23 protein-coding genes, 2 tRNA genes and 1 other RNA gene are annotated in these 22,782 nt (G+C 63.6%); 12 read left to right on the forward strand and 14 right to left on the reverse strand.

Translation table 11 applies throughout. The annotated features are described in order from the left end of the window. Positions 1-199: 199 nt before the first annotated feature. The 3 genes from AC0L25_RS14150 to rnpB form a co-directional block, all read right to left on the reverse strand. Positions 200-284, reverse strand: a tRNA-Leu gene (locus AC0L25_RS14150). 62 nt (positions 285-346) lie between these two features. Continuing rightward, positions 347-422: transfer RNA gene (locus AC0L25_RS14155), tRNA-Pro, on the reverse strand. Between the two features lie 54 nt (positions 423-476). Further along, positions 477-777: RNase P RNA component class A (rnpB, locus tag AC0L25_RS14160), an RNA gene on the reverse strand. 332 nt (positions 778-1,109) lie between these two features. On the opposite strand from rnpB, the gene AC0L25_RS14165 reads away from it, so the two are divergent. Beyond that, positions 1,110-2,264, forward strand: coding sequence for an efflux RND transporter periplasmic adaptor subunit (locus AC0L25_RS14165; protein WP_473596066.1), 1,155 nt, complete (start codon positions 1,110-1,112; stop codon positions 2,262-2,264). Beyond that, entirely contained in the window at positions 2,264-5,395 is a 3,132-nt protein-coding gene (locus AC0L25_RS14170) for an efflux RND transporter permease subunit (protein WP_473596067.1), read from the forward strand. The genes AC0L25_RS14165 and AC0L25_RS14170 overlap by 1 nt, the downstream gene beginning before the upstream one ends. A 2-nt stretch (positions 5,396-5,397) precedes the next feature. Here AC0L25_RS14170 and AC0L25_RS14175 read toward each other — a convergent pair whose 3' ends face one another. Next, positions 5,398-5,589 carry a DUF2283 domain-containing protein gene (locus tag AC0L25_RS14175; RefSeq protein ID WP_123151247.1) on the reverse strand — a complete coding sequence of 64 codons (192 nt, stop codon included), beginning with the start codon at positions 5,587-5,589 and terminating at the stop codon, positions 5,398-5,400. A gap of 458 nt (positions 5,590-6,047) precedes the next feature. Between AC0L25_RS14175 and AC0L25_RS14180 the strand changes: the two genes are divergently transcribed. The 4 genes from AC0L25_RS14180 (at position 6,048) to AC0L25_RS14195 (ending at position 8,673) form a co-directional block, all read left to right on the forward strand. Beyond that, complete coding sequence (locus AC0L25_RS14180; protein WP_473596068.1) at positions 6,048-6,863, forward strand: SDR family oxidoreductase; 816 nt, start codon at positions 6,048-6,050, stop codon at positions 6,861-6,863. A 26-nt stretch (positions 6,864-6,889) separates the two neighbouring features. Next, a complete protein-coding gene (locus tag AC0L25_RS14185; protein WP_473596069.1) occupies positions 6,890-7,384 on the forward strand; it encodes a MaoC family dehydratase in 495 nt (164 codons plus the stop codon). A 183-nt stretch (positions 7,385-7,567) separates the two neighbouring features. After that, positions 7,568-8,212 (forward strand): TetR/AcrR family transcriptional regulator, encoded by a 645-nt coding sequence (locus AC0L25_RS14190; protein WP_473596070.1) that lies wholly within the window; start codon positions 7,568-7,570, stop codon positions 8,210-8,212. Positions 8,213-8,427: 215 nt separating this feature from the next. After that, entirely contained in the window at positions 8,428-8,673 is a 246-nt protein-coding gene (locus AC0L25_RS14195; RefSeq protein WP_473596071.1) for a DUF680 domain-containing protein, read from the forward strand. 85 nt (positions 8,674-8,758) lie between these two features. Here AC0L25_RS14195 and AC0L25_RS14200 read toward each other — a convergent pair whose 3' ends face one another. The 5 genes from AC0L25_RS14200 to AC0L25_RS14220 all read right to left on the reverse strand — a co-directional run bounded on the left by AC0L25_RS14200 (position 8,759) and on the right by AC0L25_RS14220 (position 14,277). Further along, positions 8,759-8,989: a hypothetical protein gene (locus AC0L25_RS14200; protein WP_258122276.1), complete on the reverse strand. Its 231-nt coding sequence runs from the start codon at positions 8,987-8,989 to the stop codon at positions 8,759-8,761. Positions 8,990-9,059: 70 nt separating this feature from the next. Next, entirely contained in the window at positions 9,060-9,641 is a 582-nt protein-coding gene (locus AC0L25_RS14205) for a sarcosine oxidase subunit gamma (RefSeq protein ID WP_473596072.1), read from the reverse strand. Continuing rightward, positions 9,634-12,642: a sarcosine oxidase subunit alpha gene (locus tag AC0L25_RS14210; protein ID WP_473596073.1), complete on the reverse strand. Its 3,009-nt coding sequence runs from the start codon at positions 12,640-12,642 to the stop codon at positions 9,634-9,636. Before AC0L25_RS14210 ends, AC0L25_RS14205 begins: the two co-directional genes overlap by 8 nt. After that, on the reverse strand, positions 12,639-12,935 hold the full coding sequence (locus AC0L25_RS14215; RefSeq protein ID WP_292403913.1) for a sarcosine oxidase subunit delta: 297 nt from the start codon (positions 12,933-12,935) through the stop codon (positions 12,639-12,641). The genes AC0L25_RS14210 and AC0L25_RS14215 overlap by 4 nt, the downstream gene beginning before the upstream one ends. An 88-nt stretch (positions 12,936-13,023) precedes the next feature. Further along, positions 13,024-14,277 (reverse strand): sarcosine oxidase subunit beta, encoded by a 1,254-nt coding sequence (locus AC0L25_RS14220; protein ID WP_473596074.1) that lies wholly within the window; start codon positions 14,275-14,277, stop codon positions 13,024-13,026. 267 nt (positions 14,278-14,544) lie between these two features. Between AC0L25_RS14220 and AC0L25_RS14225 the strand changes: the two genes are divergently transcribed. Together AC0L25_RS14225 and AC0L25_RS14230 are read left to right on the forward strand one after the other, a co-directional pair. Then, positions 14,545-15,303, forward strand: a complete 759-nt coding sequence (locus tag AC0L25_RS14225) for an SDR family oxidoreductase (protein WP_473596075.1) — start codon at positions 14,545-14,547, stop codon at positions 15,301-15,303. A 109-nt stretch (positions 15,304-15,412) separates the two neighbouring features. Further along, positions 15,413-15,799: an SET domain-containing protein gene (locus AC0L25_RS14230; RefSeq protein WP_473596076.1), complete on the forward strand. Its 387-nt coding sequence runs from the start codon at positions 15,413-15,415 to the stop codon at positions 15,797-15,799. A gap of 96 nt (positions 15,800-15,895) precedes the next feature. Here AC0L25_RS14230 and AC0L25_RS14235 read toward each other — a convergent pair whose 3' ends face one another. Both AC0L25_RS14235 and AC0L25_RS14240 read right to left on the reverse strand, forming a co-directional pair. Then, on the reverse strand, positions 15,896-16,339 hold the full coding sequence (locus AC0L25_RS14235; protein WP_473596077.1) for a DUF6766 family protein: 444 nt from the start codon (positions 16,337-16,339) through the stop codon (positions 15,896-15,898). Further along, complete coding sequence (locus AC0L25_RS14240; RefSeq protein WP_473596169.1) at positions 16,326-16,835, reverse strand: ferritin-like domain-containing protein; 510 nt, start codon at positions 16,833-16,835, stop codon at positions 16,326-16,328. The genes AC0L25_RS14235 and AC0L25_RS14240 overlap by 14 nt, the downstream gene beginning before the upstream one ends. 405 nt (positions 16,836-17,240) lie before the next feature. Between AC0L25_RS14240 and rpsU the strand changes: the two genes are divergently transcribed. The 4 genes from rpsU to AC0L25_RS14260 all read left to right on the forward strand — a co-directional run bounded on the left by rpsU (position 17,241) and on the right by AC0L25_RS14260 (position 20,882). Further along, the gene (gene rpsU, locus AC0L25_RS14245) at positions 17,241-17,513 is read left to right on the forward strand and encodes a 30S ribosomal protein S21 (protein ID WP_023675331.1); all 273 of its coding nucleotides are present in this window, start codon (positions 17,241-17,243) and stop codon (positions 17,511-17,513) included. 150 nt (positions 17,514-17,663) lie between these two features. After that, positions 17,664-18,509 carry a tetratricopeptide repeat protein gene (locus tag AC0L25_RS14250; RefSeq protein WP_473596078.1) on the forward strand — a complete coding sequence of 282 codons (846 nt, stop codon included), beginning with the start codon at positions 17,664-17,666 and terminating at the stop codon, positions 18,507-18,509. Between the two features lie 164 nt (positions 18,510-18,673). Further along, positions 18,674-19,213 (forward strand): DUF992 domain-containing protein, encoded by a 540-nt coding sequence (locus AC0L25_RS14255; RefSeq protein ID WP_473596079.1) that lies wholly within the window; start codon positions 18,674-18,676, stop codon positions 19,211-19,213. Positions 19,214-19,445: 232 nt separating this feature from the next. After that, positions 19,446-20,882 (forward strand): MFS transporter, encoded by a 1,437-nt coding sequence (locus tag AC0L25_RS14260; RefSeq protein WP_473596080.1) that lies wholly within the window; start codon positions 19,446-19,448, stop codon positions 20,880-20,882. Here AC0L25_RS14260 and coaBC read toward each other — a convergent pair. Genes coaBC through AC0L25_RS14275 form a run of 3 tightly spaced genes read right to left on the reverse strand, consistent with a single transcriptional unit; the run spans position 20,879 to position 22,780 of the window. Continuing rightward, positions 20,879-22,096: a bifunctional phosphopantothenoylcysteine decarboxylase/phosphopantothenate--cysteine ligase CoaBC gene (coaBC, locus tag AC0L25_RS14265; RefSeq protein WP_473596081.1), complete on the reverse strand. Its 1,218-nt coding sequence runs from the start codon at positions 22,094-22,096 to the stop codon at positions 20,879-20,881. The genes AC0L25_RS14260 and coaBC overlap by 4 nt on opposite strands. Before the next feature lie 25 nt (positions 22,097-22,121). Beyond that, positions 22,122-22,529 carry a type II toxin-antitoxin system VapC family toxin gene (locus tag AC0L25_RS14270; protein WP_473596082.1) on the reverse strand — a complete coding sequence of 136 codons (408 nt, stop codon included), beginning with the start codon at positions 22,527-22,529 and terminating at the stop codon, positions 22,122-22,124. Beyond that, positions 22,526-22,780, reverse strand: a complete 255-nt coding sequence (locus tag AC0L25_RS14275; protein ID WP_473596083.1) for a FitA-like ribbon-helix-helix domain-containing protein — start codon at positions 22,778-22,780, stop codon at positions 22,526-22,528. The genes AC0L25_RS14270 and AC0L25_RS14275 overlap by 4 nt, the downstream gene beginning before the upstream one ends. Positions 22,781-22,782: the final 2 nt, after the last annotated feature.

Below are 22,782 nucleotides of genomic sequence, written 5' to 3' on the forward strand. Positions count from 1 at the left end.
GACAACCCGTTCGGCACGGGGTTGTCACCCATGTCTTAGGTACATTCTGTTACCTATGTCTCCGGGCTGGACAAATGTCGTATGGCGGAGAGGGAGGGATTTGAACCCCCGAGGCCCTTGCAGGCCTACCCGCTTTCGAGGCGAGCGCATTCAACCGGGCTCTGCCACCCCTCTATATTCGATTTGGTGCAGCCCGATTTGGTGCGGACGGCGAGATTCGAACTCGCAACGGGAGTGCCCGCCGGGTTTAAGCCGGCTGCGTCTACCGATTCCGCCACGTCCGCCCGCCACGTCCGCGAGTGCTTTTCCAGCTTCGCACCGCGTTCGCAAAGATCGCGAACCGGGATGGTCGGAGTGGCGGGATTCGAACCTGCGGCCCCTCGTCCCAAACGAGGTGCGCTACCAGGCTGCGCTACACTCCGGCCCTCCGAGCCCATAGGCCGTACGCGTCTGCCGGTTCTCGCCCCGAGATGCTTGAGACCAGATCCCGTGTAAGCCGGGTTCTGTCGAGGGCTGCCATTCCTCTTGGACGCCTGTCGCCAGGCGCCTCCTTGCCCGCCACCAAAGCCCTCCCCGACACAGGTCACAGGGCACTTCTTGCGGTTGCTTCCCCCACCCTGTCGCCCGTTTCACCCGTCCCGACTGGGACGGCTCGTCTCTGTTGCCGTGGCTCGCCTTACGGCGGGCAGGCATTACCTGCTGGGGTGTGTCGGTGAAGCCCGGACTTTCCTCGCTCTGCGACATCCGTCGCTTACGCGCGGCAGCCTGGAGATCTGGTCTCTTCTGTCAGTCTATATGGGAACAAAACGGGAAAGTTCAAGGATGACGCGACCCATGTCCGGTCTGCCAGCGGAGCCCACCGTTCCAGCGGATCTGCGTGGCGGCGCGGCCAAACCGGCTGGAACCATTCGGCCCCATTGGCGGCAGCGCCTGATCCGGTTTTGCCCAAGCGCAGCCCCTATCAACGTTACACCGATTTAATGTGCAAGCGAGCGGGAGAATTGCCATAAAGCTTTGATATCGACGAGTCATCCTGCGTGTCGGAGTGTGCCGTCGCGTCTACTTCACCTTGGGACCCGTAGGCGGTATATTTGCCAACCGGAGCGCCGATGGCCACCTGGAAACAGATCGTTTTTGCACTTGTGATCCTCGTCGCGGCTGCGGCCGCTTGGGTTCGCTTTTTTCCAGGCGCGCCCGATGTGCTGGCGCGCTGGGGCATCGACTGGGCTTATGCCGCGACGCCACCAACGGGCGCCGTCGATAAGGCCGGCCAAGCAGGCAGCAGCAACGCCGCCGGTCAGCGGGTGACTATCGTCGCATTGCCGGCGGCCGCTGCCATCATCAACGATCGCCTGCAGGCGATCGGCACCGGCCGCGCCAACGCCTCGGTGACGGTCAATCCCTACAGTTCCGGCCGCCTGGTCGAATTCCTGGTCGAATCCGGCGCCCATGTCGAAAAGGGGCAGGTCATCGCCACCCTCGATTCCGACACCGAGGTGATCGCACAGGACCGCGCCAAGGTTGCCTTGCAGGACGCGCAGGCCAAACTCGACCGGGTCAAATCACTGCGCGCTTCCAACGCTGCGACAGCGGTCGCCGTTGCCGATGCCGAAGTGGTGCTTGCCAATGCCAGGCTGGCGCTTCGCGATGCGGAACTGGCCTTGCAGCGCCGCTCGATCGTCGCGCCGATTGCCGGCGTCGTCGGCATCCTGCCGATATCAGCCGGCAACTATGTGACCAGCCAGTCGGCGGTCGCCACCCTCGACGACCGCTCCAGCATACTGGTCGAGTTCTGGGTGCCGGAGCGCTTCGCCGCCGCCGTCAAGGTCGGCGCGCAATTGTCGGCGACGCCGATTGCCAATCCCAACAAGGCCTATACCGGTACGGTCTCCGCCATCGACAACCACATCGATGAAGCCAGCCGTACCCTTCTGGTCAAGGCAAAGATCGCCAATCCAGCCGATTCGCTGCGTGCCGGCATGTCCTTCCAGATCTCCATGAAATTCCCCGGCGACAGCTATCCGGCGGTCAGTCCGCTGGCGATCCAGTGGGGTTCGGACGGTGCCTATGTCTGGGCCATCGTGGACGGCAAGGCCAAGCGGGTAGCCGTGCGCATCATCCAGCGCAACACCGAGACCGTGCTGATCGACGCCCCGATCGTCAGCGGCGACATGGTGGTGACCGAGGGCACCCAGAGCGTCAACGAAGGCGGCGCAGTCGCCATCGCCGGCGAAGAACAGCGCGCCGCGGACGCTGACGGCTGATGACCACAACCAACAACGCCGCCGGCGACACAGGCTTCACCGCACTGTTCATCCGCAGGCCGGTGATGGCCTTGGTCTTGAACACGCTGATCGCGGTCGCTGGCCTTGCTGCCTTCTACGGTGTCGAGGTCCGCGAACTGCCGGATGTCGATCGCGCCGTCGTCACCGTTAACACGACCTTTGAAGGCGCTGCGGCCGAGACCGTCGACCGCGAATTGACCGATGTGATTGAGGGCGCGGTCGCCCGCGTCTCCGGTGTGAAGTCGATCTCGTCCACCTCGTCCTTCGGCACGAGCCGCGTCACCATCGAATTCAACGACGGCGTCGACCTCGACGTCGCCGCCTCCGACGTGCGCGATGGCGTTGGCCGCGTCGTCAACCAGATGCCGGACACGGCGGATGCGCCGCGCATCGTCAAGGCCGACGCCAATTCCGAGCCGGTGATGCGGCTGGCTGTCACCTCCGACACCATGTCGGTGCAGGACATGACGGTGCTGGTCCAGGACCAGATCGAGGACGAGCTTGCCGCCGTGCCCGGCGTTGCCGACGTCCAGGTCTATGGCGACCGCGACAAGATCTTCCGCATCGATGTCGACCAGAACAAACTTGCCAGCTTGGGCTTCACCGTCGCCGACCTGAGGACAGCGCTGGCTTCGGTCGCTTTCGATTCGCCGGCCGGTTCGATCACCACGACCAACCAGGACCTGATCGTGCGTCCGACGGCGGACGTGACCACGCCAGAGGAGTTCGAAAACATCATCATCGGCGGCACGACCCGCATCCGCGACGTCGCCACCGTCACGCTCGGCCCCGACATCGGCCAGACCACATTGCGTTCGAACGGCAAGACCGGCATCGGTCTCGGCATCATACGCCAGGCGGAATCGAACACGCTGGATATTTCAACCGGCGTCAGGGCCGCAGTTGCCACGCTGCAGGCGGATCTGCCTCAGGGCATCTCGATCACGGTCACCAGCGACGATGCGGTGTTCGTCAACGGCGCGGTGCATGAAGTCGAGATCGCCCTCGGCCTGTCCGTCTCCATCGTGCTGATCGTCATCTATGTGTTTCTCCTCGACTGGCGCGCGACGCTCATTCCAGGGCTTGCGATGCCGGTCGCCATGATCGGGACGATCGCTGCCATCTATCTCGCGGGCTTCTCAGTCAACATATTGACGCTGCTCGCCCTGGTGCTGGCGACGGGCCTGGTCGTCGACGACGCCATCGTCGTTCTGGAAAACATCGTGCGACGACGCAACGAAGGCATGGGGCCACGCGCCGCGGCCGTGCTTGGTGCGCAGGAAGTGTTCTTCGCCGTCATCGCCACGACGCTGACGCTGGTCGCCGTCTTCGTGCCGATCTCCTTCCTGCCCGGCCAGACCGGCGGCCTGTTTCGCGAATTCGGCTTTGTTCTTGCGATATCGGTGCTTCTGTCCGCCGTCGTGGCGCTGACCCTTTGTCCGATGCTTGCCTCGCGCATGCTGTCGGCCGCGCCGCTTCGCCACGAAGGCGGCAGCGGCATCGGCGGCCGCATCGGCGGCGCGCTGAACACGCTCTACCGGCGCTGCCTGCGCATCTGCCTCGACGCGCCGTGGATCGTGCTCCTGGTCGCGCTGCTGTTTGCAGCCACCGCCTTCACGCTGTTCGGCACGATCCGCCAGGAACTGACGCCGACCGAGGATCGTGCCGTCGTGCTCATGCGCGTCGACGCGCCGCAAGGCGTCAGCCTCGACTACACGACGCAGCAGATGCAGAAGATCGAAAAACTGATCCAGCCGCTGCGCGATTCCGGCGAAATCCGCAACACGTTCGAGAGCGCCGGCCGGAACGGCGCCTACAATGCCGGCTTCATGGTGATGACGCTAGCGCCGTGGGACGAACGCGACCGCAGCCAGCAGCAGATTATGGCCGACATCAGCCGGCTCACCCGGCAGGTGCCGAGCGTGCGCGTCTTTCCGATGCAGCCCAACAGCCTCGGTATTCGCGGCGCCGGCAACGGCCTGCAGTTCGCGCTGGTTGGCAACAATCGCGCGGCGCTCGGCGACGCTGCGGTGAAGATCATCGCCGAGATGCAGAAGGATCCCGGCTTCCAGTCGCCCCGACTCTCCGTCGACCCGACGCAGCCCCAGCTTTCCGTCGCCATCGACCGCGAGCGCGCTTCCGACCTCGGCATCGACATCACCGGGCTGGCCGATACCTTCCAGGCCATGCTCGACGGGAATGATGTCGTCGACGTCTATATCGCCGATCGCAGCTACGGCGTGAAGCTCGTCTCGACGACCAGCCCGATCAACGATCCGACCGATTTGGAGAACATCTTCCTGAAGACGGCCGACGGCCGCTTCGTGCCGATGTCGACCATCGCCACTTTGACCGAGCGCGCCGTGCCGCCCTCGCTGACCCGCGAGCAGCAGCAGCCGTCGGTGGCGATCACCTCCAACCTCAGCGGCGATTTCGCGCTCGGCCAGGCGCTCACCCGCGCCGAAGCAATCGCCACACCGCTTCTGCCGCCGGGCAGCCGCATCGTGCCGTTGGCCGAGGCGGCGACGCTGGGCGAGACCAACAGCGCCATGATCACCATCTTCGGCTTCTCGCTGGTCATCATCCTTTTGGTGCTCGCCGCTCAGTTCGAGAGCTTCGTCAGCGCGGTCATCATCATGGCGACCGTGCCGCTCGGCCTTGCCTGCGCGATCTTTGCCCTTTTGCTCAGCGGCACCAGCCTCAACGCCTACAGCCAGATCGGCCTGGTGCTCCTGGTCGGCGTCATGGCCAAGAACGGCATCCTGATCGTCGAGTTCGCCAATCAGTTGCGCGACCGCGGGCTCGGCGTGCGCGAGGCGATCGAGCAGGCCTCCACCATCCGGCTGCGGCCGGTGATGATGACGATGATCTGCACCGTGCTCGGCGGCGTACCGCTGGTGCTGGCGAGCGGCGCCGGCGCCGAGGCGCGCATCGCGCTCGGCTGGGTGATCGTCGGCGGCCTGGGTCTGGCCACCGTCTCGACGCTGTTCCTGACGCCGGTCGCCTATCTCCTGCTCGGCCGCTTCGTCACACCCAAGGTGGAAGAGGCATCGCGGCTGAAGCGCGAGCTCGAGGAAGCCGCCTACACCAATGTCGAGCCGGCGGAGTAGGGTCAGGCCGCCTTCAGCATCGCGGCGGGAAGGTGTTCTCGAGCATCCAGCACCTCCATCCCGACGATGTGGCCTTCAGCATCATAGTCGAGGACTATGCCTGCAGAAACTTCCTCGCTTTCCTGGATCGCCTCCGAGGAGAAACGGATGTAGGCAGCATTAGCTTCCGGGTCATATTCGAGTTTGAGCGTCATTTCGGCCTTCTCGCCCCGCGATCGAAATAGACAGACAGTATACGGATTTCCTCAGGCGTAGAAACCGCAGCCGCACACCGGCAGGACAATCGTTTCAGCTTTAGACCAGTGGCCGCTCGTTCCGAGCGTCTGCGCTGCCCCTCACCTGCCTGCCGGCATCCTCTCCCCGTATAGGAACGGGGAGAGGGACGCTGTCATCGACGGTTTCGCCAATCACCAGCGTTGCAGGATGGCGCCAACATCACAGCCAGCCCCTTTCTCCCCGTTTACGGGGAGAAATGCCCGGCAGGGCAATGAGGGGCAGCGCTGACTTCAACAAGTTGATCTCCAATACAAATTGGGCACTATCATTTGCCTCAACCCGGCACTTTACCCGTGGCGAGGATGACCGTAGTTCGGATAGCCTTGTCAATACCAGGCCTTTCGCCGGGCGGGACAGGACACGTAGGGGAATTGCAATGAGCTATCTGGACGAGCTGTTTTCGGTGGCCGGCAAGACCGCGCTGGTGACCGGGGCTGCGACCGGCATCGGCCGCATGGCGGCAACCGCTTTGGTCAGGGCCGGCGCTACTGTGATGATCGCCTCGCGCAAGGGTGATGATTGCGTCAAAGTCGCCGGCGAATTGAACGACCTCGGCGGCTCCGGCCGAGTTGAGGGCTTTGCCGGCGATGTCTCCAGCGAGGCTGGCATCGCGGCGCTGGTCGCCGAGGTCAAGGCGCGGACCGAGCGGCTGAACATCCTGGTCAACAATGCCGGCGTTTCCTGGGGCGCGCCGCTGGAAAGCTTCCCCTACCATGCCTGGGCCAAGGTGTTCGGCGTCAACGTCACCGCCGTCTTCCACCTGACGCGCGAGCTTCTGCCGCTGCTCGACGGCGCCGCCAGCGATGCCGATCCGGCCCGGGTGATCAATCTGGGTTCGGTGATGGGCACGCAGCCGCTGGCCGACGACGCCTATTCCTACTCTGCCTCGAAAGCCGCGGTTCATCATCTGACACGCACGTTGGCGATCGAGTTCGCCGCCCGCCGCATCACCGTCAACGCCTTCGCCCCCGGCCCCTTCCGGAGCCGGATGACCGCCTTCGCCACGGCGACCGAGGACCAGGCAAGACATGTCGGCGGCCACGTTCCGATCGGCCGCATCGGCGCGCCGGATGACATTGCCGGCGCAACGCTCTATTTGTGCAGCCGAGCCGGCAGCTATGTCACCGGCGCCATCCTGCCGATCGATGGCGGGCAGTCGGTGCAGCATGGGCTGGCACTGTTCAAGGAATGAAGCCGCTCGCGCTCCGGACGGTTGAAATGGAGGACATCAGCGTGGAACCGATCAGTCTCGATGTGCTTCTGGCAAGCGTCGGCAAGGAGGTCGGCGTGTCGCCGTGGCGGGTGGTCTCGCAGCGCATGATCGACCAGTTCGCCGATGCCACCGACGACCACCAGTTCATCCATTGCGATCCGGAGCGCGCCAAGCGCGAGACGCCGTTCGGCGGCACCATCGCGCATGGCTTCCTGTCGCTTTCGCTTTTGTCGGCGATGACCTTCGAGACCATGCCGCCGCTCGAAAACAGCAAGATGGGCGTCAATCATGGCTTCGATTCGCTGCGCTTCCTGGCGCCGGTGAAGACCGGCGCGCGCATCCGCACCCGTTTCGTGCTGGCCGACGTCAAGGTCAGGCCGTCGGGCTGGCTGCAGACGGCGCATGACGTGACCATCGAGATCGAGGGTTCGAAAAAACCGGCGCTGACTGCGCGCTGGCTGACGCTGACATTGATCGAGCGCCAGCCAGAGGCGGCTTGAAAGGCTCAACGAGCTTCGGCAGAGATGATCTTCATGTGCCGGCCGACCTAGGGGCGGTATCGCCAATCGGAGTGCTGCGACGCCGATTTTGCCAATGCTTGATTTGACGGCGCCTTGTCCGATTCCGTACAGCGTATATAAATTAGCCAGCCACTAACAGCCGCTAACAGAAGGCAGGCGAAATTGCCGCTTAGCGTCCAGACACGCCGCGAGAAACAAAAGGCCGAACTGCGCTCCGAACTTGTCGATGCAGCGCACAAGCTCGTACAGGAGGAAGGCTATGAAGGCCTCACCATCCGCAAGCTGGCCAAGCGCGTCGGCTATGCGCCGATGTCGGTCTATTCCTATTTTGCCGACAAGCAGGACATCTTGTTCGCACTGGCCGAGGATGCGTTCGAGACTCTGGCCAAGCGTATCGAGGATCACCCGGCCCGCGATCCGATCGAGGCGCTGCAGGTGGTTATGACCGAATACGCGGCTTTCGGCCTTGGCAATCCCAACGAATATCGCACGGTGTTCATGACCGAAAAGGTCAAGCCCCCGGAAGGCAGGACCTTCGCCGAGATGCAGGAGGGCAACCCGTTGATGAATGTGCTGATCAAAAGGGTCGAGGCCTGCGTCGCCGCCGGCAGGCTTAAGGGCGATCCGCGCGCCATTGCCACCATGCTGTGGGCGGTCGGCCACGGCACGATCTCGCTGCTGATCACCTTTCCCTTCTATCCGTTCGGCGACCAGCAGGCTTTTGTGAAGCGGATGTGCGACTTCACGCTTGGCGCGCTGGCCACACAGGACGTGCCGCCGCTGACCGAGACGCCGGTCAACTGCTGAAGGGTCCCTTCGGTTTCGGATAGCTGAAGACCTTGTACGGCACGGGTGAACGGCGCCGCGTACTCGGCGCGTGCCGTTGCAAGAAGATCCCCAACATTCAAGTAAAATTGTTCGTACATGTACGACTTCTGACTTGAACCCCGCGATTGTCTGGCGTATATGTACGCAACATCGTACATGTACGGAAAATTCAGCGGTTGAACCGGAGACAGATGATGAAAAAGCCAATCTTCACCCTCGTGGCGGTCCTGGCATTCTCGGGCGCGGCCTACGCCGGCCAGAGCCAGCCCGGCAAGCAGGCCCCGGCCGCAGCCTGCGCCGACACCAACATCAAGCTCGATTGCGGCGCGACCGGATCGGTCGAGAAGACAGGCACGGCGACTCACAAGGGCTCGACTGAAAACAAGGACCCGCGGCTTGGCATCGACATCGATCCGTGGATCGTGCCCAGCACGTTCTGACGTTCGAAAACAAAGGGCGGCAGGAAATCCTGACCGCCCGTTTTCATAGCCATTTCAGCCCGACTCCGCCGGAGCCTGATGGAAGTTATTTCCTGCGCTTCTTCATTCCGGCCACGATCTTGGCCTTGCCGGGTCTTGCGGGAGCACCGGAAATGGAAGTCCCGGTAATCGACACCGGATCGCTGGCCGGAAACGTGTCCTCGAGTCCTTCCTCGAGTTCCTCTTCGATGTTTGGTTCGTCGTGCTGCTCGTGTTCGAACGAGCGAACGGCCGGCGTCTTCTGGACCGGTGGATTCGGCGCGGACTTCGACGGCATCGACATTCTCCCTCGGCTTGCTCCGGCTCCCTCGGCTTGCTCCGGCAACGGCCGAGCGGAGCGAGTGTTCCTAAGCCGCTGCGTCGCCTGCCGTCTCCGACAGGAAAGTAAAGACATAATCGGAAAAGGAACGCCAGCATTCAACGCGGAACGCGTCGGTCGCGGTGCGCAGCAGCACGATTTCGACCTTGCCCAGAATGGTGCGCGACGCCGCGCCGACCGGAAAGGCGTCGAGCGACAGATCCTGCGGGCAGCCTGAATTGATTGTTGCCGCAGCCGCCGGGCCGATAACCGATATGGCGACGTTGCGATGTGAGACGCCGACCGCCGAATGCAGCACGGCCACCTCAGCGCAGTCGGCGAGCGGGTCTTTTCCGGCCTCGTCGATGACCAGCCATTCGTCTGGCCCAAGCCACAATGCCGTGCGCCCGGCCTTTGCCGCCGAGGTTTTGGGTTTTTGCGGCAGGACCACGCCGAGCGCCTTCGAAAGCGCCGCGACCGAGGCGCCCGGCGCGCGCAGCGAAATGCGCTCCGCCGGTGGCAAGACGGCAAGCGTGACGCCGGTTGCGGAAAGCTCCTGACCGGCGAGAGCCGGGCGGCGTTCGACCGACGGAGCAGCGGCGGTAGATTTCTTCGCGGCAGCCTTAGCCATTCAGGCGCTCTCCCTTCTCGTCGAAGAACACCATGCCGGTGACCTCCACCTCGATCGTCCCGTTGGGCATCGGCACGTAAAGCGTCTCGCCCATCCGATCGCGGCCGCCGGCAACCAGAGCCAGCGCGATCGAGCGGCCGCAATTTTCCGACCAATAGCTCGAGGTGACATGGCCGATCATGGTCATCGGGATCGCCTGCTTCGGATCGCCGACGATCTGGGCACCTTCTTCCAGCACCACCTTAGGGTCCTTGGTCTTCAGCCCGGCAAGCTGCTTGCGGCCCTTGGCGACAAGGTCCGGCCGCGCCATGCCGCGAATGCCGACGAAGTCGGTCTTCTTCTTGCCGACCGCCCAGTCGAGCCCGGCATCGTTTGGCGTCACCGTGCCGTCGGTGTCCTGGCCGACGATGATGTAGCCCTTTTCCGCACGCAGCACGTGCATCGCCTCGGTGCCGTAGGCACATGCGCTGTGCTTCTGGCCCTCGTCCCACAGCGCTTCCCAGACGGCCTGGCCGTAATCGGCCGGCACGTTGACCTCGAAGCCGCGCTCGCCGGTGAACGACATGCGGAACAGCCTTGTCGGCACGCCGCAAATCCTGCCCTCGCGCACCGACATGTGCGGCAGCGCCTCGTCCGACATGTCGATGCCTTCGACCAGCGGCGCGATGATCTCGCGTGACTTCGGTCCCTGCACGGCGATCACCGCCCACTGCTCGGTGATCGAGGTCAGCCAGACATTGAGATGCGGGAACTCGGTCTGAAGGTAATCCTCCATATGGTTCATGACACGCGGGGCGCCGCCCGTCGTTGTCGTTACATGGAAACGGTCGGGTGCAAGCCTGCCAACGACACCGTCGTCATAGATGAAACCGTCCTCGCGCAGCATGATACCATAGCGGCAGCGGCCGGGCTCCAGTTTCTCCCACGGATTGGTGTAGAGCAGTTCCATGAACTTCGCCGCATCCGGCCCGACCACCTCGATCTTGCCCAGCGTCGAGGCATCGAACAGGCCGGCCGTTTTTCGCACCGTGACACACTCACGATCGACGGCGGCGTGCATGTCCTCGCCCGCCTTCGGAAAATACCAGGCGCGCTTCCATTGGCCGACATCCTCGAACACCGCACCTTGAGCCTCGGCCCAGGGATGGATCGCCGTCTCGCGGGTTGGGTCGAAGAGCGGACCCCGCGCATGGCCGACGATCGAGCCGAAGGTGACAGGCGTGTAGGGCGCCCGGAACGTCGTCAGCCCGACCTGCGGGATTGGCTTCCCCAGCGTCTCGGCGGCAATCGCCAGGCCGTGCATGTTCGAGGTCTTGCCCTGGTCGGTCGCCATGCCGTTGGTGGTGAAGCGCTTGACGTGCTCGATCGAACGCATGCCTTCATGCACCGCCTGGCGGATATCCTTGGCGGTGACGTCGTTCTGGAAATCGACAAAGGCCTTGACCGTCGTATCCGGCCCGGCGCCGGGCGCCGCACCCAGCATACCGCGCGACCAGTTCTCGCTGGCATCGACCTTCGGCTTGGTTCCCTTGGCGGCGCTGGCGCCGGCATTCTTGGGGCCCGCACCCTTGGCCGCCATGGCGCCCGCTGCATAGGCCTCGTCGATCGTCGCCGACAGCCCGTCCGTGCCGTTGCAGGCGCCGACCGAAACGCAGTCCTGCGCATAGACACCGGGCACGAAGCGCTTGGTCTCGTCGTTGAAGGCGACCTTGCCGCGCGATTGCGAGAACAGATGCACCGACGGCGTCCAGCCCGCCGACATCAGGATCGCGTCGACCGGGATGGTGCGCTCGCCGCCGCCGTTCTTTGGCTGCACGGTCATCGACGAGACGCGCAATTTGCCGCCGGCGCGGACCACTGCGCGGCCGAAATTGACCTCGATGCCGAGCGCCCTCGCCTCGTCGATCAGCGCCGCGGTCGGGTTGTCGCGCAGGTCGACTATCGCCGCCACGCCGACGCCGGCTTTCTTGAGGTCGATCGCCGCTGCATAGGCGGAATCATTGGCCGTATAGACGCCGACATTCCTGCCGACGGCGACGCCATAGTGGTTGAGATAGGTGCGCGCCGCCGACGCCAGCATGATGCCGGGCCGGTCATTGTCGGCAAACACCATGTGGCGCTCGATGGCGCCGGTCGCCAGCACGACGCGCTTGGCGCGGACCTGCCAGAGCCGTTCGCGCGGCAGCTCGCGGCCGGGGTTCTGCAAATGATCGCTGATGCGCTCGACCAGCCCGACGAAATTCTGCGCGTAATAGCCGAAGGCCGTGGTGCGGGACAGCACGCGGACATTATCCATGGCCTTGAGCGTCGCGACTGCACCTTGCGCCCAGGCAAAACCGTCCTGGCCGTCGATCTTCGCGCCGCTCTCGAAGCGCAGGCTGCCGCCGAAATCCGCCTGCTCGTCGGCAAGGATGACGCGCACGCCGGTTTCGGCCGCGGCAAGTGCGGCGGCGATGCCGGCGGCGCCACCGCCCAGCACCAGCACGTCGCAATGAGCGTAGCGCGCCGAATAATGGTCGGGATCCGGCTGATCGGGGGCGACGCCGAGGCCGGCCGCAGCACGGATCTTTGGCTCGTAAAGGGTCTTCCAGGCGGACTTCGGCCACATGAAGGTCTTGTAGTAGAAGCCGGCCGAAAGCAGCGGCGAGGCGATGTCGCCGACCGCACTGACGTCGAAGGAAAGCGACGGCCAGCGGTTCTGCGACTGCGCCGTCAGCCCGTCATAGAGCTCCTGCACGGTAGCGCGGACATTCGGCGTCTTGCGCGCTGCGTCGCGCTTGATCTCGACCAGCGCATTGGGCTCTTCCGCGCCGGCGGACAGAAACCCGCGCGGCCGGTGGTATTTGAACGAGCGGCCGACCAGGTGGACGCCGTTGGCGAGCAGCGCCGAGGCCAGCGTATCGCCCTCGACACCGGCATAGGACCGGCCGTCGAAGCTGAAGCGGGCCGTCTCTGCCTGCTTGAGGCGCCCGGCGCGGGGAATGCGGAACGCTGCGATCATTTGGAGGCTCCCGGCAGCTTCGCGGGCTTCGGCTCGCCGGCCTTGTAGGTCATCAGGAACCTGTCGCTGACGGTATCGCGCACGGCATTGAAGAACCGCGCGCAGCCATGCATGTGCCGCCAGCGCTCATAGATGATGCCTTTGGGATTCGAGCGGATGAAGAAGAACTTTTCGAAGTCGTCATCGCTTGTCGCGGCCATGTCTGCCGAACGCGCAATATGCGCCTCGCCGGCGTTGCGGAATTCGAGTTCCGGACGCTCTTCCTCGCAATAGGGGCAGCGGATGAGAAGCATGGTTGTTCCTACAATTCGCCATGGCCGACGCGGGCGCCGACCGGTTGATCGCAAAGCCGCTGGCCCAACATCACCAAGCGGGCCATCATCAATGCGCCACCGCTGCCGCTGCCGCCTCGTCGATGAGGCGGCCGGTGCGGAAGCGCTCGATGGTGAAGGGCGCGTTGATCGGGTGCGGATCGTCCCTGGCGATGGTGTGCGCAAAGACATGACCCGAGCCTGGCGTTGCCTTGAAGCCGCCCGTACCCCAGCCGCAATTGACATAGAGGCCGGGCACCGGCGTCTTGGCCAGGATCGGCGAGCGGTCGGGAGTCACGTCGACGATGCCGCCCCACGAGCGCAGCATCTTCATGCGGGTGAACATCGGGAACATCTCGCAGATGGCGTCGAGCGTGTGCTGGAGGATGTGCAATCCGCCGGTCTGCGAATACGAGACATACTGGTCGGTGCCGGCGCCGATGACCAGCTCGCCCTTGTCGGACTGCGAGATATAGGCGTGCACCGTGTTCGACATCACCACGCAGGGGAAGACCGGCTTGACCGGCTCCGACACCAGCGCCTGCAGCGGATAGCTTTCCAGCGGCATGCGCACGCCGCCCATGTTCATGATGACGGACGAATGGCCGGCGGCAACGACGCCGACCTTCTTGGCGCCGATGAAACCGCGCGTCGTCTCGACGCCGGTGACCGCGCCGTTCGGCGCCCGCTTGACGCCGGTGACTTCGCAATTCTGGATGATGTGGACGCCGCGCGCCGAAGCGCCGCGCGCATAGCCCCAGGCGACGGCATCGTGACGCGCCGTGCCGCCGCGACGCTGCAAGGTGGCGCCCATCACCGGATAGCGGGCATCGCGCGAAATGTTGAGCGGCGGGCAGAATTCCTTGGCGGCTTCCGGCGTCAGCCATTCGTTGTCGATGCCGTTCAGACGGTTGGCATGGACGTGGCGCTTCAGCACCTGGATGTCGTGCACATTGTGCGCCAGCATCATCACGCCGCGCGGCGAATACATGACGTTGTAATTGAGCTCCTGGCTGAGCCCGTCCCACAGTTTTAGCGCATGGTCGTAGATGCCGGCGCTTTCGTCATAGAGGTAGTTGGAGCGGATGATGGTGGTGTTGCGGCCGGTGTTGCCGCCGCCGAGCCAGCCCTTTTCCAGTACCGCGACATTGGTGATGCCGTGCACCGTGGCGAGATAATAGGCGGTGGCCAGGCCATGGCCGCCGGCGCCGACGATGATGACGTCGTACTCCTTCTTCGGCTCTGGCGAGGACCACTGTTCCTCCCAGCCCTTGTGGCCGCGCATGGCCTCGCGGGCGATGGCGAATACCGAGTATTTTTTCAACGTTCTGGCCTCGCAGATAGCGACCTGGCATCCAATCGAGCCCCGGCGCGCGAGGTGTATCACTAGCGAAACAGCGCTGCCAGCCTTGCGCTGTTTGCGACGGCGCTTGCCGTTTTGCGCCACGACAAAAAAGACCCATCCAAAGCGGCGGACCGAACGGCCACTCGTCAGGGCGCCTTTCGCAGGTATCGGGTGGCTCGCCCCGCCTCGATCTGCGACCAAGCATCCGATTGCCGGCAAAGCTGGCGTGAAAAAAAGGATGCAAAAATGTTCGCACTTACCGACAAGGTCGCCATCGTCACCGGCGCCAGTTCCGGCATCGGCCGCGCCACGGCAAAACTCTTTGCCGAGGAAGGCGCCAAGGTGGTCATCGCTGCCCGTCGCCAGGCAGAGCTGGACGCACTCGTTGCCGAAATCGAAGACGCCGACGGCACGGCCTTTGCCCTTGCCGGCGATGTCCGCGACGAGGCCTATGCCAAAGCCCTTGTCGACCTGGCGGTTGGCCGGTTCGGCGGTCTCGATATCGCCTTCAACAACGCCGGCTCGGTCGGCAAGATGGGTTCGATTTCGGAGTTGTCGCTGGAGGGCTGGCAAGAGACGCTCGACACCAACCTGACCAGCGCGTTCCTTGGTGCAAAATATCAGGTGCCGGCGATGGTCGAACGCGGCGGCGGATCGCTGATCTTCACCTCTACCTTTGTCGGCCACACGGTCGGCATGCCCGGCATGACCAGCTATGCCGCAAGCAAGGCCGGGCTGATCGGATTGACGCAGGTGCTTGCCGCCGAATACGGCGCCAAAGGCGTGCGGATCAACGCACTTTTGCCGGGCGGCACCGATACGCCTTCGGCAACGTTCAAGACACCTGAATCGCGAGCCTTCGTCGAAAACCTGCATGCCTTGAAGCGCGTCGCCGAGCCTGAAGAGATCGCCCGCTCGGCGCTCTTCCTGGCGTCGGATGCATCGAGCTTCACCACCGGAACCGCGCTGTTTGCCGATGGCGGCGTCTCGATCAGCCGGACGTGAGGCGTTTCCCGCGTGGGCAAGCAAGCCGCAATGTCGCAAAAGCGGTCTTGCTTTCCAGCGCGATTTGGCGATTTCTTCGGACACTTCTGTTCGAAGACGGGCCTAAAACATGCTGCTGATCAGGACCTATATCGCCGCGAGCGCAATCGAAGGCGTCGGCGTCTTTGCCGCCGAGCCGGTCCGGAAAGGGACGCCGATCTGGCGGCTCGATCCGGATTTCGACCGGCTGATTCCAATGGAAAAATATGAGGCGGCGCCGCCGCACCTCAGGGAATTGCTCGACAGATATGCCTATCCAAGCCCGGACCGGCCCGGATTCATGGTCTATGAAGTCGACAATGGCCGCTTCATGAACCACGCCGAAAGGCCGAACACGGATTTTTCGCAGTATGGCGGGGCAACCGCGATCCGCGACATAGCGGCGGGCGAGGAAATAACCTGCGACTACGGCGAGTTCTTCGAGGATTTCGAGCGGCTTCATTTGGCCACGGCATAGAGGGAGCGCCTGTCGCCGCTTGCTCTGTTGCGAATGCAAGGACCATTAAACGGGCCCGGAGGGTGATCGGCTCCGGGCCACATTTCCATTCCCAGATTAGTCCCGGTGGGCGTGCGGCTCGTCGGTGTGGCGGCCGTCATACTGCAGGTCCAGTTCGCGAATCGCCTCCTTGCCCTTCTTCGGATCGACAAGCCTGAGAAGCGCGTCGATCTTGGCCTCCATCCGGTCGGTGCTCTCCTTCGATTGCGGCGATCCGACGAAGAGCAGGAACGCCAGGCCACCGACCTGCCAGAGCAGCTGCAGGAATTCCGATTGCCAGTTCTCGAGCGTGTCGCGGCTCATCTCGATCAGATAGCCGCCGAACTCGGGCGGTTGGCCCAGCGCTCGCTGCTCGTCGAGATAGGCGAACCAGCCGAAAACCCAGTGGCCGATGATCGAAATGATGAAGAAGCCCAGGGTAATCCAGGCATAGCTGTAAGCCCGCCACACCGAAGGTCGTTTCACGTTGCCCGCCGGCCTGTTGTCCTCATCGTTTGGCATTGTCGCTGTCCGACCCCGAGCGAGCCAGGAACTGCTCCGTAGTCGCGGGCAGCTTGTTTTTCAGCCACTCGGCCATCGCCTCCTCCTCACGCAGATTTTCTTCGCAAGCCCGGGCGACTTCTGTTTCGCCAAGGGATTCGGCGGCTGCGATGAGGATCGTGTAGGATGCGATCTCCATGTGCTCGAAGGTGTAGCTCGCCAGTGAGCCTTTCATCACCTCGTCGCCGGCGAAGACGCCGCTCAGGGACTGTGCCATCGCCAGCAGCTTGCCGCCGGCGTCCTTCAGCGTGGATGTATCCTCGCCCAATCTTTCGAGGCAGGTTCTGAGGCGCGCAGCTTGCCCCTTCGTCTCGTCGACGTGCAGGCTAATGCGCTTACGGAGCTCGGGATAGCTTTCCAGCCGGCTCAGCTGTCCGTTCAGCATGGTTTCGGCCTGCTCCTCCATCGCATGCGCGTCCCTGAGCCACTGGACGAGCCACTCACGGGTATCTGACATCGATTTCTCCTGTGCTTGCTTCGCGAGAACAACCATTGAGGAACAAGGTTGTTCCTTCGTCGATAAGTCAGGCGGACCGTTTTGCTGGATTGAGGCAGCAGGATTCATCAGTGGCGGAGAAAACGCCAACGATCGCTCTCATCGGCGCGGAGAGCCCCTCCGATAAGGCAAATCTACTACCAGGGGTCGTAATTCCTTGCTTTTGGCGGCAGTTATGCTATTGATTTGCGCATAGTGCTGATTTGCGCCCACGACCCGCCGCCGAGGCGGGTTTTTCGTTTCGGCAGTGGACAGAGCGGCATGATTCTGCTATCAGCCGCCACAATTCGTGGTGTAGACCGCCGCGGAGGCAAGCGACTATGGCCACTTGCCTGTTGTTAACAAACCCGAAAGACAGGATTGCCCGTGCAGGTACTCGTCCGCGACAACAATGTTGATCAGGCGCTTCGCGCGCTCAAGAAAAAGATGCAGCGCGAAGGCATCTTCCGCGAAATGAAGATGCGTGGACATTATGAAAAGCCTTCCGAGAAGCGCGCCCGCGAAAAGGCGGAAGCCGTTCGCCGCGCCCGCAAGCTGGCCCGCAAGCGCGCCCAGCGCGAGGGTCTGCTGCCGATGACGCCGCGCCCGGTGGCGGCTGGTGCTGCTGGTGCAGGTGCTCCGCGTCCGCCGCGGTTCTGACGCCAATTTTTCGTCCTTTTCGAAGGATACCCAGGGTGGCGCGATGCGTAATCGCCGCCACCTTTTTGTTGAATTCGACCAGTTCGGAGAGGGCCGGTTCGGAGACGGAACAGACCTGACGGCGCGGCGGGCAGTGAGGACAGAGCAGACATGAATGCAACAAGCGTAGAGCGCAGAACCGCAATGCGCCGCTTCGCCCTGACGGTAGCCCTGCTTTCCGCCTTGGCGCTCGCCGGCTGCCAGACAGCCCCGACCGGCGAATTCACCAACATCGACAAGGCACAGGGGTCGGCCGAAAACATCTCCTCGCTGTCGGCCGTTATCCAGCGCAGCCCCCAGGATCCCGAAGGCTACAATGTACGCGGTTCGGCCTATGGCCGCGGCGGCCAGTATCAGGCTGCGCTCAAGGACTTCAACACCGCCATCCAGCTCAATCCGAATTTCTACCAGGCCTATTCGAACCGCGCTCTCATCCAGCGCTTCCTCGGCGACCAGGCGGCCGCGCTTGCCGACTACAACCGCTCGATCCAGATCAATCCCGACTATGACGCCGCCTATATCGGCCGCGGCAATCTCTACCGCAAAGCCGGCCGCATCCAGGAAGCGTTCAACGATTTCCAGAAGGCGATCCAGCTCGACACGACAGATGCGCGTGCCTATCACAATCGCGGCCTGATCTATCAGAGCCAGGGCCAGCACGCTTTCGCCATCGAGGATTTCTCGACCGCCATCTCGCTGGCGCCGGACGCCGCCGAACCCTACAATGGCCGCGGCCTCTCCTACCTCGCCATGAACGATGAGGACAATGCCTTCGCCGATATCAACATGGCGATCAAGCTCGACGGCAAGAATGCCGAAGCCTGGTCCAACCAGGCGCTGATCTACGAGCGGCGCGGCGACAAGGCCAAGGCGGCAAAATCCTACCGCGAGGCCGTGCGCCTCAACCCGACCTATCAGCCGGCCAAGGACGGCCTGGCCCGCACCAGTACCGGCTGACCGACGGCGGCTTTTCGGCCTGATATGGCAGGCCTGCCGTTTGGCATCGCTTCGAAACCTTCAATGACTGTGCATTGACGCCCGCCTTGATCGCGCCAAGTTTTCGGCGGAACGCTCGGGACGCTTAGCCGTTGTTCAAGGCAATTCGCGAAAGGACCCCTCCCATGATCAAGAAACTCGCCTGTGCCGCCGCCCTCGCCGCCACGGTGCTCGCTGCCCCTGCCAGCGCGGGCAGGCTGGAGCTCGGCGTACTTGACTGCACCATCGACGGCGGCACCGGCTATATCGTCACATCCAACAAGGGCGTGGCCTGCACCTTTCGCCCCCATCATGGCGGTCCCCCCGAAGCCTATACCGGGGTCATTTCCAAGCTCGGCGTCGACGTCGGCAGAACGCACCAGGGCGAATTGATATGGGCGGTTCTGGCGGCCACCCGCGATAGTGATTCCGGCGATCTTGCCGGCAGCTATTATGGCGTCAACGCCGAGGCCAGCCTGGTGACCGGCGGCGGCGCCAACCTTCTGGTCGGCGGACTGAACAGCGCCTTCTCGCTGCAGCCCTCTCAACGTACAGGCGCAGACCGGTGTCAACCTGGCAGTCGCCGTCACCTCACTGGAGCTGATCCACTCTTTCAAATAAGTAAGCGCCATAAACGTAACTCTGCATGCGGCGCGGAACAGGATAAGCTGTTCCGCGCCGCATGATTTTTGGAAAACCGGCATGCCAAAGGATGATCATCGCTGACGCCATGATCGCCAATCTTCGATCACCCTGAGTTCCCGCGTTTATCAGCATCTCAGCGCACCCGCAAAAAAACCGCTTGAGCTCAACTGCGGTTGAGGTTTTACAACCCGTCCCCGAAGCGCCGCGTGCCCATGGAGACGAAGAGCGCTCCACCATTTTTTAACGGCGTATAAGAAAGTTCGGGAGGGCGCGGTGACCGAAACCAGCACAAACAGGGTCGATTGGCGCGCGCTGTGGGCGAGCGGCGATCTGGCGCGCTTCTGCTTCATCAGCCTCGGCATCCTGCTGCACGCCACCAACGAAACCATGGTGGCAACGGTGATGCCGGCCATGGTCGGCGAACTCGCCGACGTTCAGCTGGTCGGCTGGTCGCTGGCGATCTACGAGCTCGGCGCAATCGTCGCCGGCGCTGCCGCCGGACGGCTGGTGAGCTATGTCGCCCTGCGCACCAATATGGTGGTCGCCGCCCTGCTTTATGCGGCCGGCGCCCTGGTCTGCGCCATCGCGCCCTCCATGCCGCTGTTCCTGGCCGGGCGCCTGATTGAGGGTTTTGGCGGCGGCGCGCTGGTGTCGCTGGCCTTCGTCTCGGTCGAGCGGCTGTTTCCACGCGCCATCTGGCCGCAGCTTTTCGGCGTCATGTCGGCGATCTGGGGCGTCGCCGCTTTCAGCGGGCCGGTGCTAGGTGCGTTGATGACCGAGCTGCTCTCCTGGCGCTGGGCTTTCGGCGTCTTCACGGTCGGCGGCACGGCCATGGCGCTGGCGAGCTTTATCGTGCTCGACACGCCCGAGGCAACCCGGCCCCGGGCGGTCACTGGAACGGCGCCGCCGTTCCCCTTTGCCGCGCTCGGCTGCCTGGCCGTCAGCGTCGTGCTGATCGCCACGGCCGGTGTCGACATTGCCCTGCTGCGCTCGTCCCTGCTGCTTACCCTCGGCCTGATCGGGCTTGCGCTGTTCATCCGCATAGATGCGCTGAAGCCGCGCTCGCGGCTGTTCCCGTCGCGGCTGTTCTCATGGCGCTCGCCGGTCGGCGCAGGCATGACCATGGTCGCCGCCTTCTCCGTGGCGACCTGTTCCTTCGCCGTCTACGGACCGCTGCTTCTGACCAGCCTGCACGGCATTCCGATCCTGACCACCGGCTACATCATCGCCGCCGAATCGATCGCCTGGTCGATCCTGTCGATTCTCGTCGCCAATGCGCCGCCGGAACGCGAGAGGCTGATCATCACCAGCGGCGCACTGATGATCGCGACAGGCATCGCCGGTTTCGCCTATGCTGTGCCGGCGGGTTCGATTCCGCTGATCCTGTTTTGCGCCTTGCTGCAGGGCGGCGGCTTCGGCATTGCCTGGCCCTTCGTCACACGCGCGATCGTGGCATCGGCCAGTGACGGCGAGCAGACGATCGCCTCTGCCGCCGTGCCGACGATGCAGCGCATCGGCTATGCGGTCGGTGCCGCGTTGACCGGCATCGTCGCCAACGCCAGCGGTTTTTCCGAAGGCCTCAACCGTGAGGCGGCGGCGAACGTCGCCACCTGGCTGTTCCTCGCCTTCGTGCCGCTGGGGAGTCTGGGATGCCTCGCCGCCCTCAGGATCTCGGTACCGGCAGCCCGGCCACAGGAAGCGACGGGCTAGACAGTAATCGTCTTAAGCCGCTCGGCGATCAGTGTTGCAAGCCGCGTCGCCACCTCGTCCTTGCTCATCTCGGGCCATTCGTCGACACCCGCCTTCGAGACGATCCGCACCCGGTTGCGGTCGCCGCCCATCACCCCACCTTCGTGGGACACGTCGTTGGCGACGATGAAATCGGCGCCCTTCTTCGCAAGCTTGGCCTCGGCGTTCCGAACGAGATCCTGCGTCTCGGCGGCAAAGCCGACGACCAGGCTGGGCCGCTTCTTGTGGTGACCGACACCGGCAAGAATATCAGGGTTTTCGATCATCTGCAGCGCCGGCGGCCCCTCGCCCGCCACCTTCTTGATCTTCTCGCCGGCTGAAGTCTCGCTGCGCCAGTCGGCGACCGCCGCGACGAACACGGCCGCGTCCGCCGGCAGCAGCTGTTCGACCGCGTCCTTCATCTCATTTGCGGTTTCGACATGCAGCGTGGTGACGCCGGCCGGATCAGCAATGCCGACCGGACCGGAGACGAGGTGCACATCGGCGCCTAGCCTGGCCAGCGCCGCCGCGATGGCATGGCCCTGCTTGCCGGACGAACGGTTGGCGATGTACCGCACCGGGTCGATCGGCTCATGCGTCGGCCCTGAGGTGACGATGATCTTTCTGCCTGCCAGCGGCTTCGGCCTGATATCGAGCAGCGCCTCGATAGCGGCGACGATTTCCAGCGGCTCGGCCATTCGGCCTTCGCCCGCCTCGTTGCTCTCGGCCATCTCGCCCTTCGCCGGGCCGATGAATGCGATGCCGTCCTTCTGCAACGTCGCCCGGTTGCGCCGGGTCGCCGGATGCGACCACATTTTTGGGTTCATGGCCGGTGCCATCAAAACCCGCTTGTCGGTGGCGAGAAGCACGGTGGAGGCGAGGTCGTTGGCGTGGCCGTTGGCAAGCTTCGCCATCAGATCGGCGGTGGCCGGCGCCACGACCGCAAGATCGGTCTCGCGCGACAGGCGGATATGGCCGACATCGTGCTCGTCATTGCGATCGAACAAATCGGTGAAGACGTGGTCGGCCGACAGCGCTCCAACCGATAACGTGGTGACGAACTCCTGCGCCGCAGCGGTCATGACGACACGCACGGCAGCGCCGCGCTCGCGCAGCCGGCGGATCAGGTCGAGCGCCTTATAGGCGGCGATACCACCGCCGATGATCAGCAGGATGCGCTTGCCGGAAAGGGTCATGCCCGAAACCAGTCCTTGTCCAAAGTCATGCCGGCTTCAGCGCCGGTTCGATGTCGGTATGGATGAAATCGTCGCCCTTGAAAAGCAGCGGCAGGTTTCGCGTCTTGGCCAGAGCGTAGGCGAAACAGTCGCCCATGTTGAGATTGGCGCGATGGCCAGTACCTCGGCCATAGAATGCATAGGCTTCAATTCCGACCTGCGCATGTTCGGCGGAGAGAGCGACGATCGTGACTTTTAGTCTAGCAAGAAGGCCCGTCAACTCGGCCGTGCCGGCCGCGCCATAGCGTCGAACAATTACTGTTCCACATTCCATCAGAGTCGCGGCGCTCATCAATATCTGCTGATTTCCGGCGAGGCGCTGGGCGATCGCCGGAGCATCGGGCTCCTGCTTCAGGATGGCCACGATCGCTGAGGTGTCGACCACCACGGTCATTCCTCCTCGATGAAGGACCAGAGGTCATCAGTGAATTTCTTCTGATCGAAGTCCGCTTGTTGCAGTCGTCGGCCGAATTCGAGGATTTCCTCCGCCGTAACAAAATCCCCGTCACGTTCTTTGGCGGCTGCCACATCCTTCAGCAACAGACTTCTTGCCTCCTGCTCCATTGACACACCATGTCTAGCCGCCCGCTCGCGCAGCCTTTGCTTCAGATCGTCGTCGAGATTGCGAATGGTCAGGGTGCCCATAA

This window comes from Mesorhizobium sp. WSM4813, assembly GCF_055811555.1.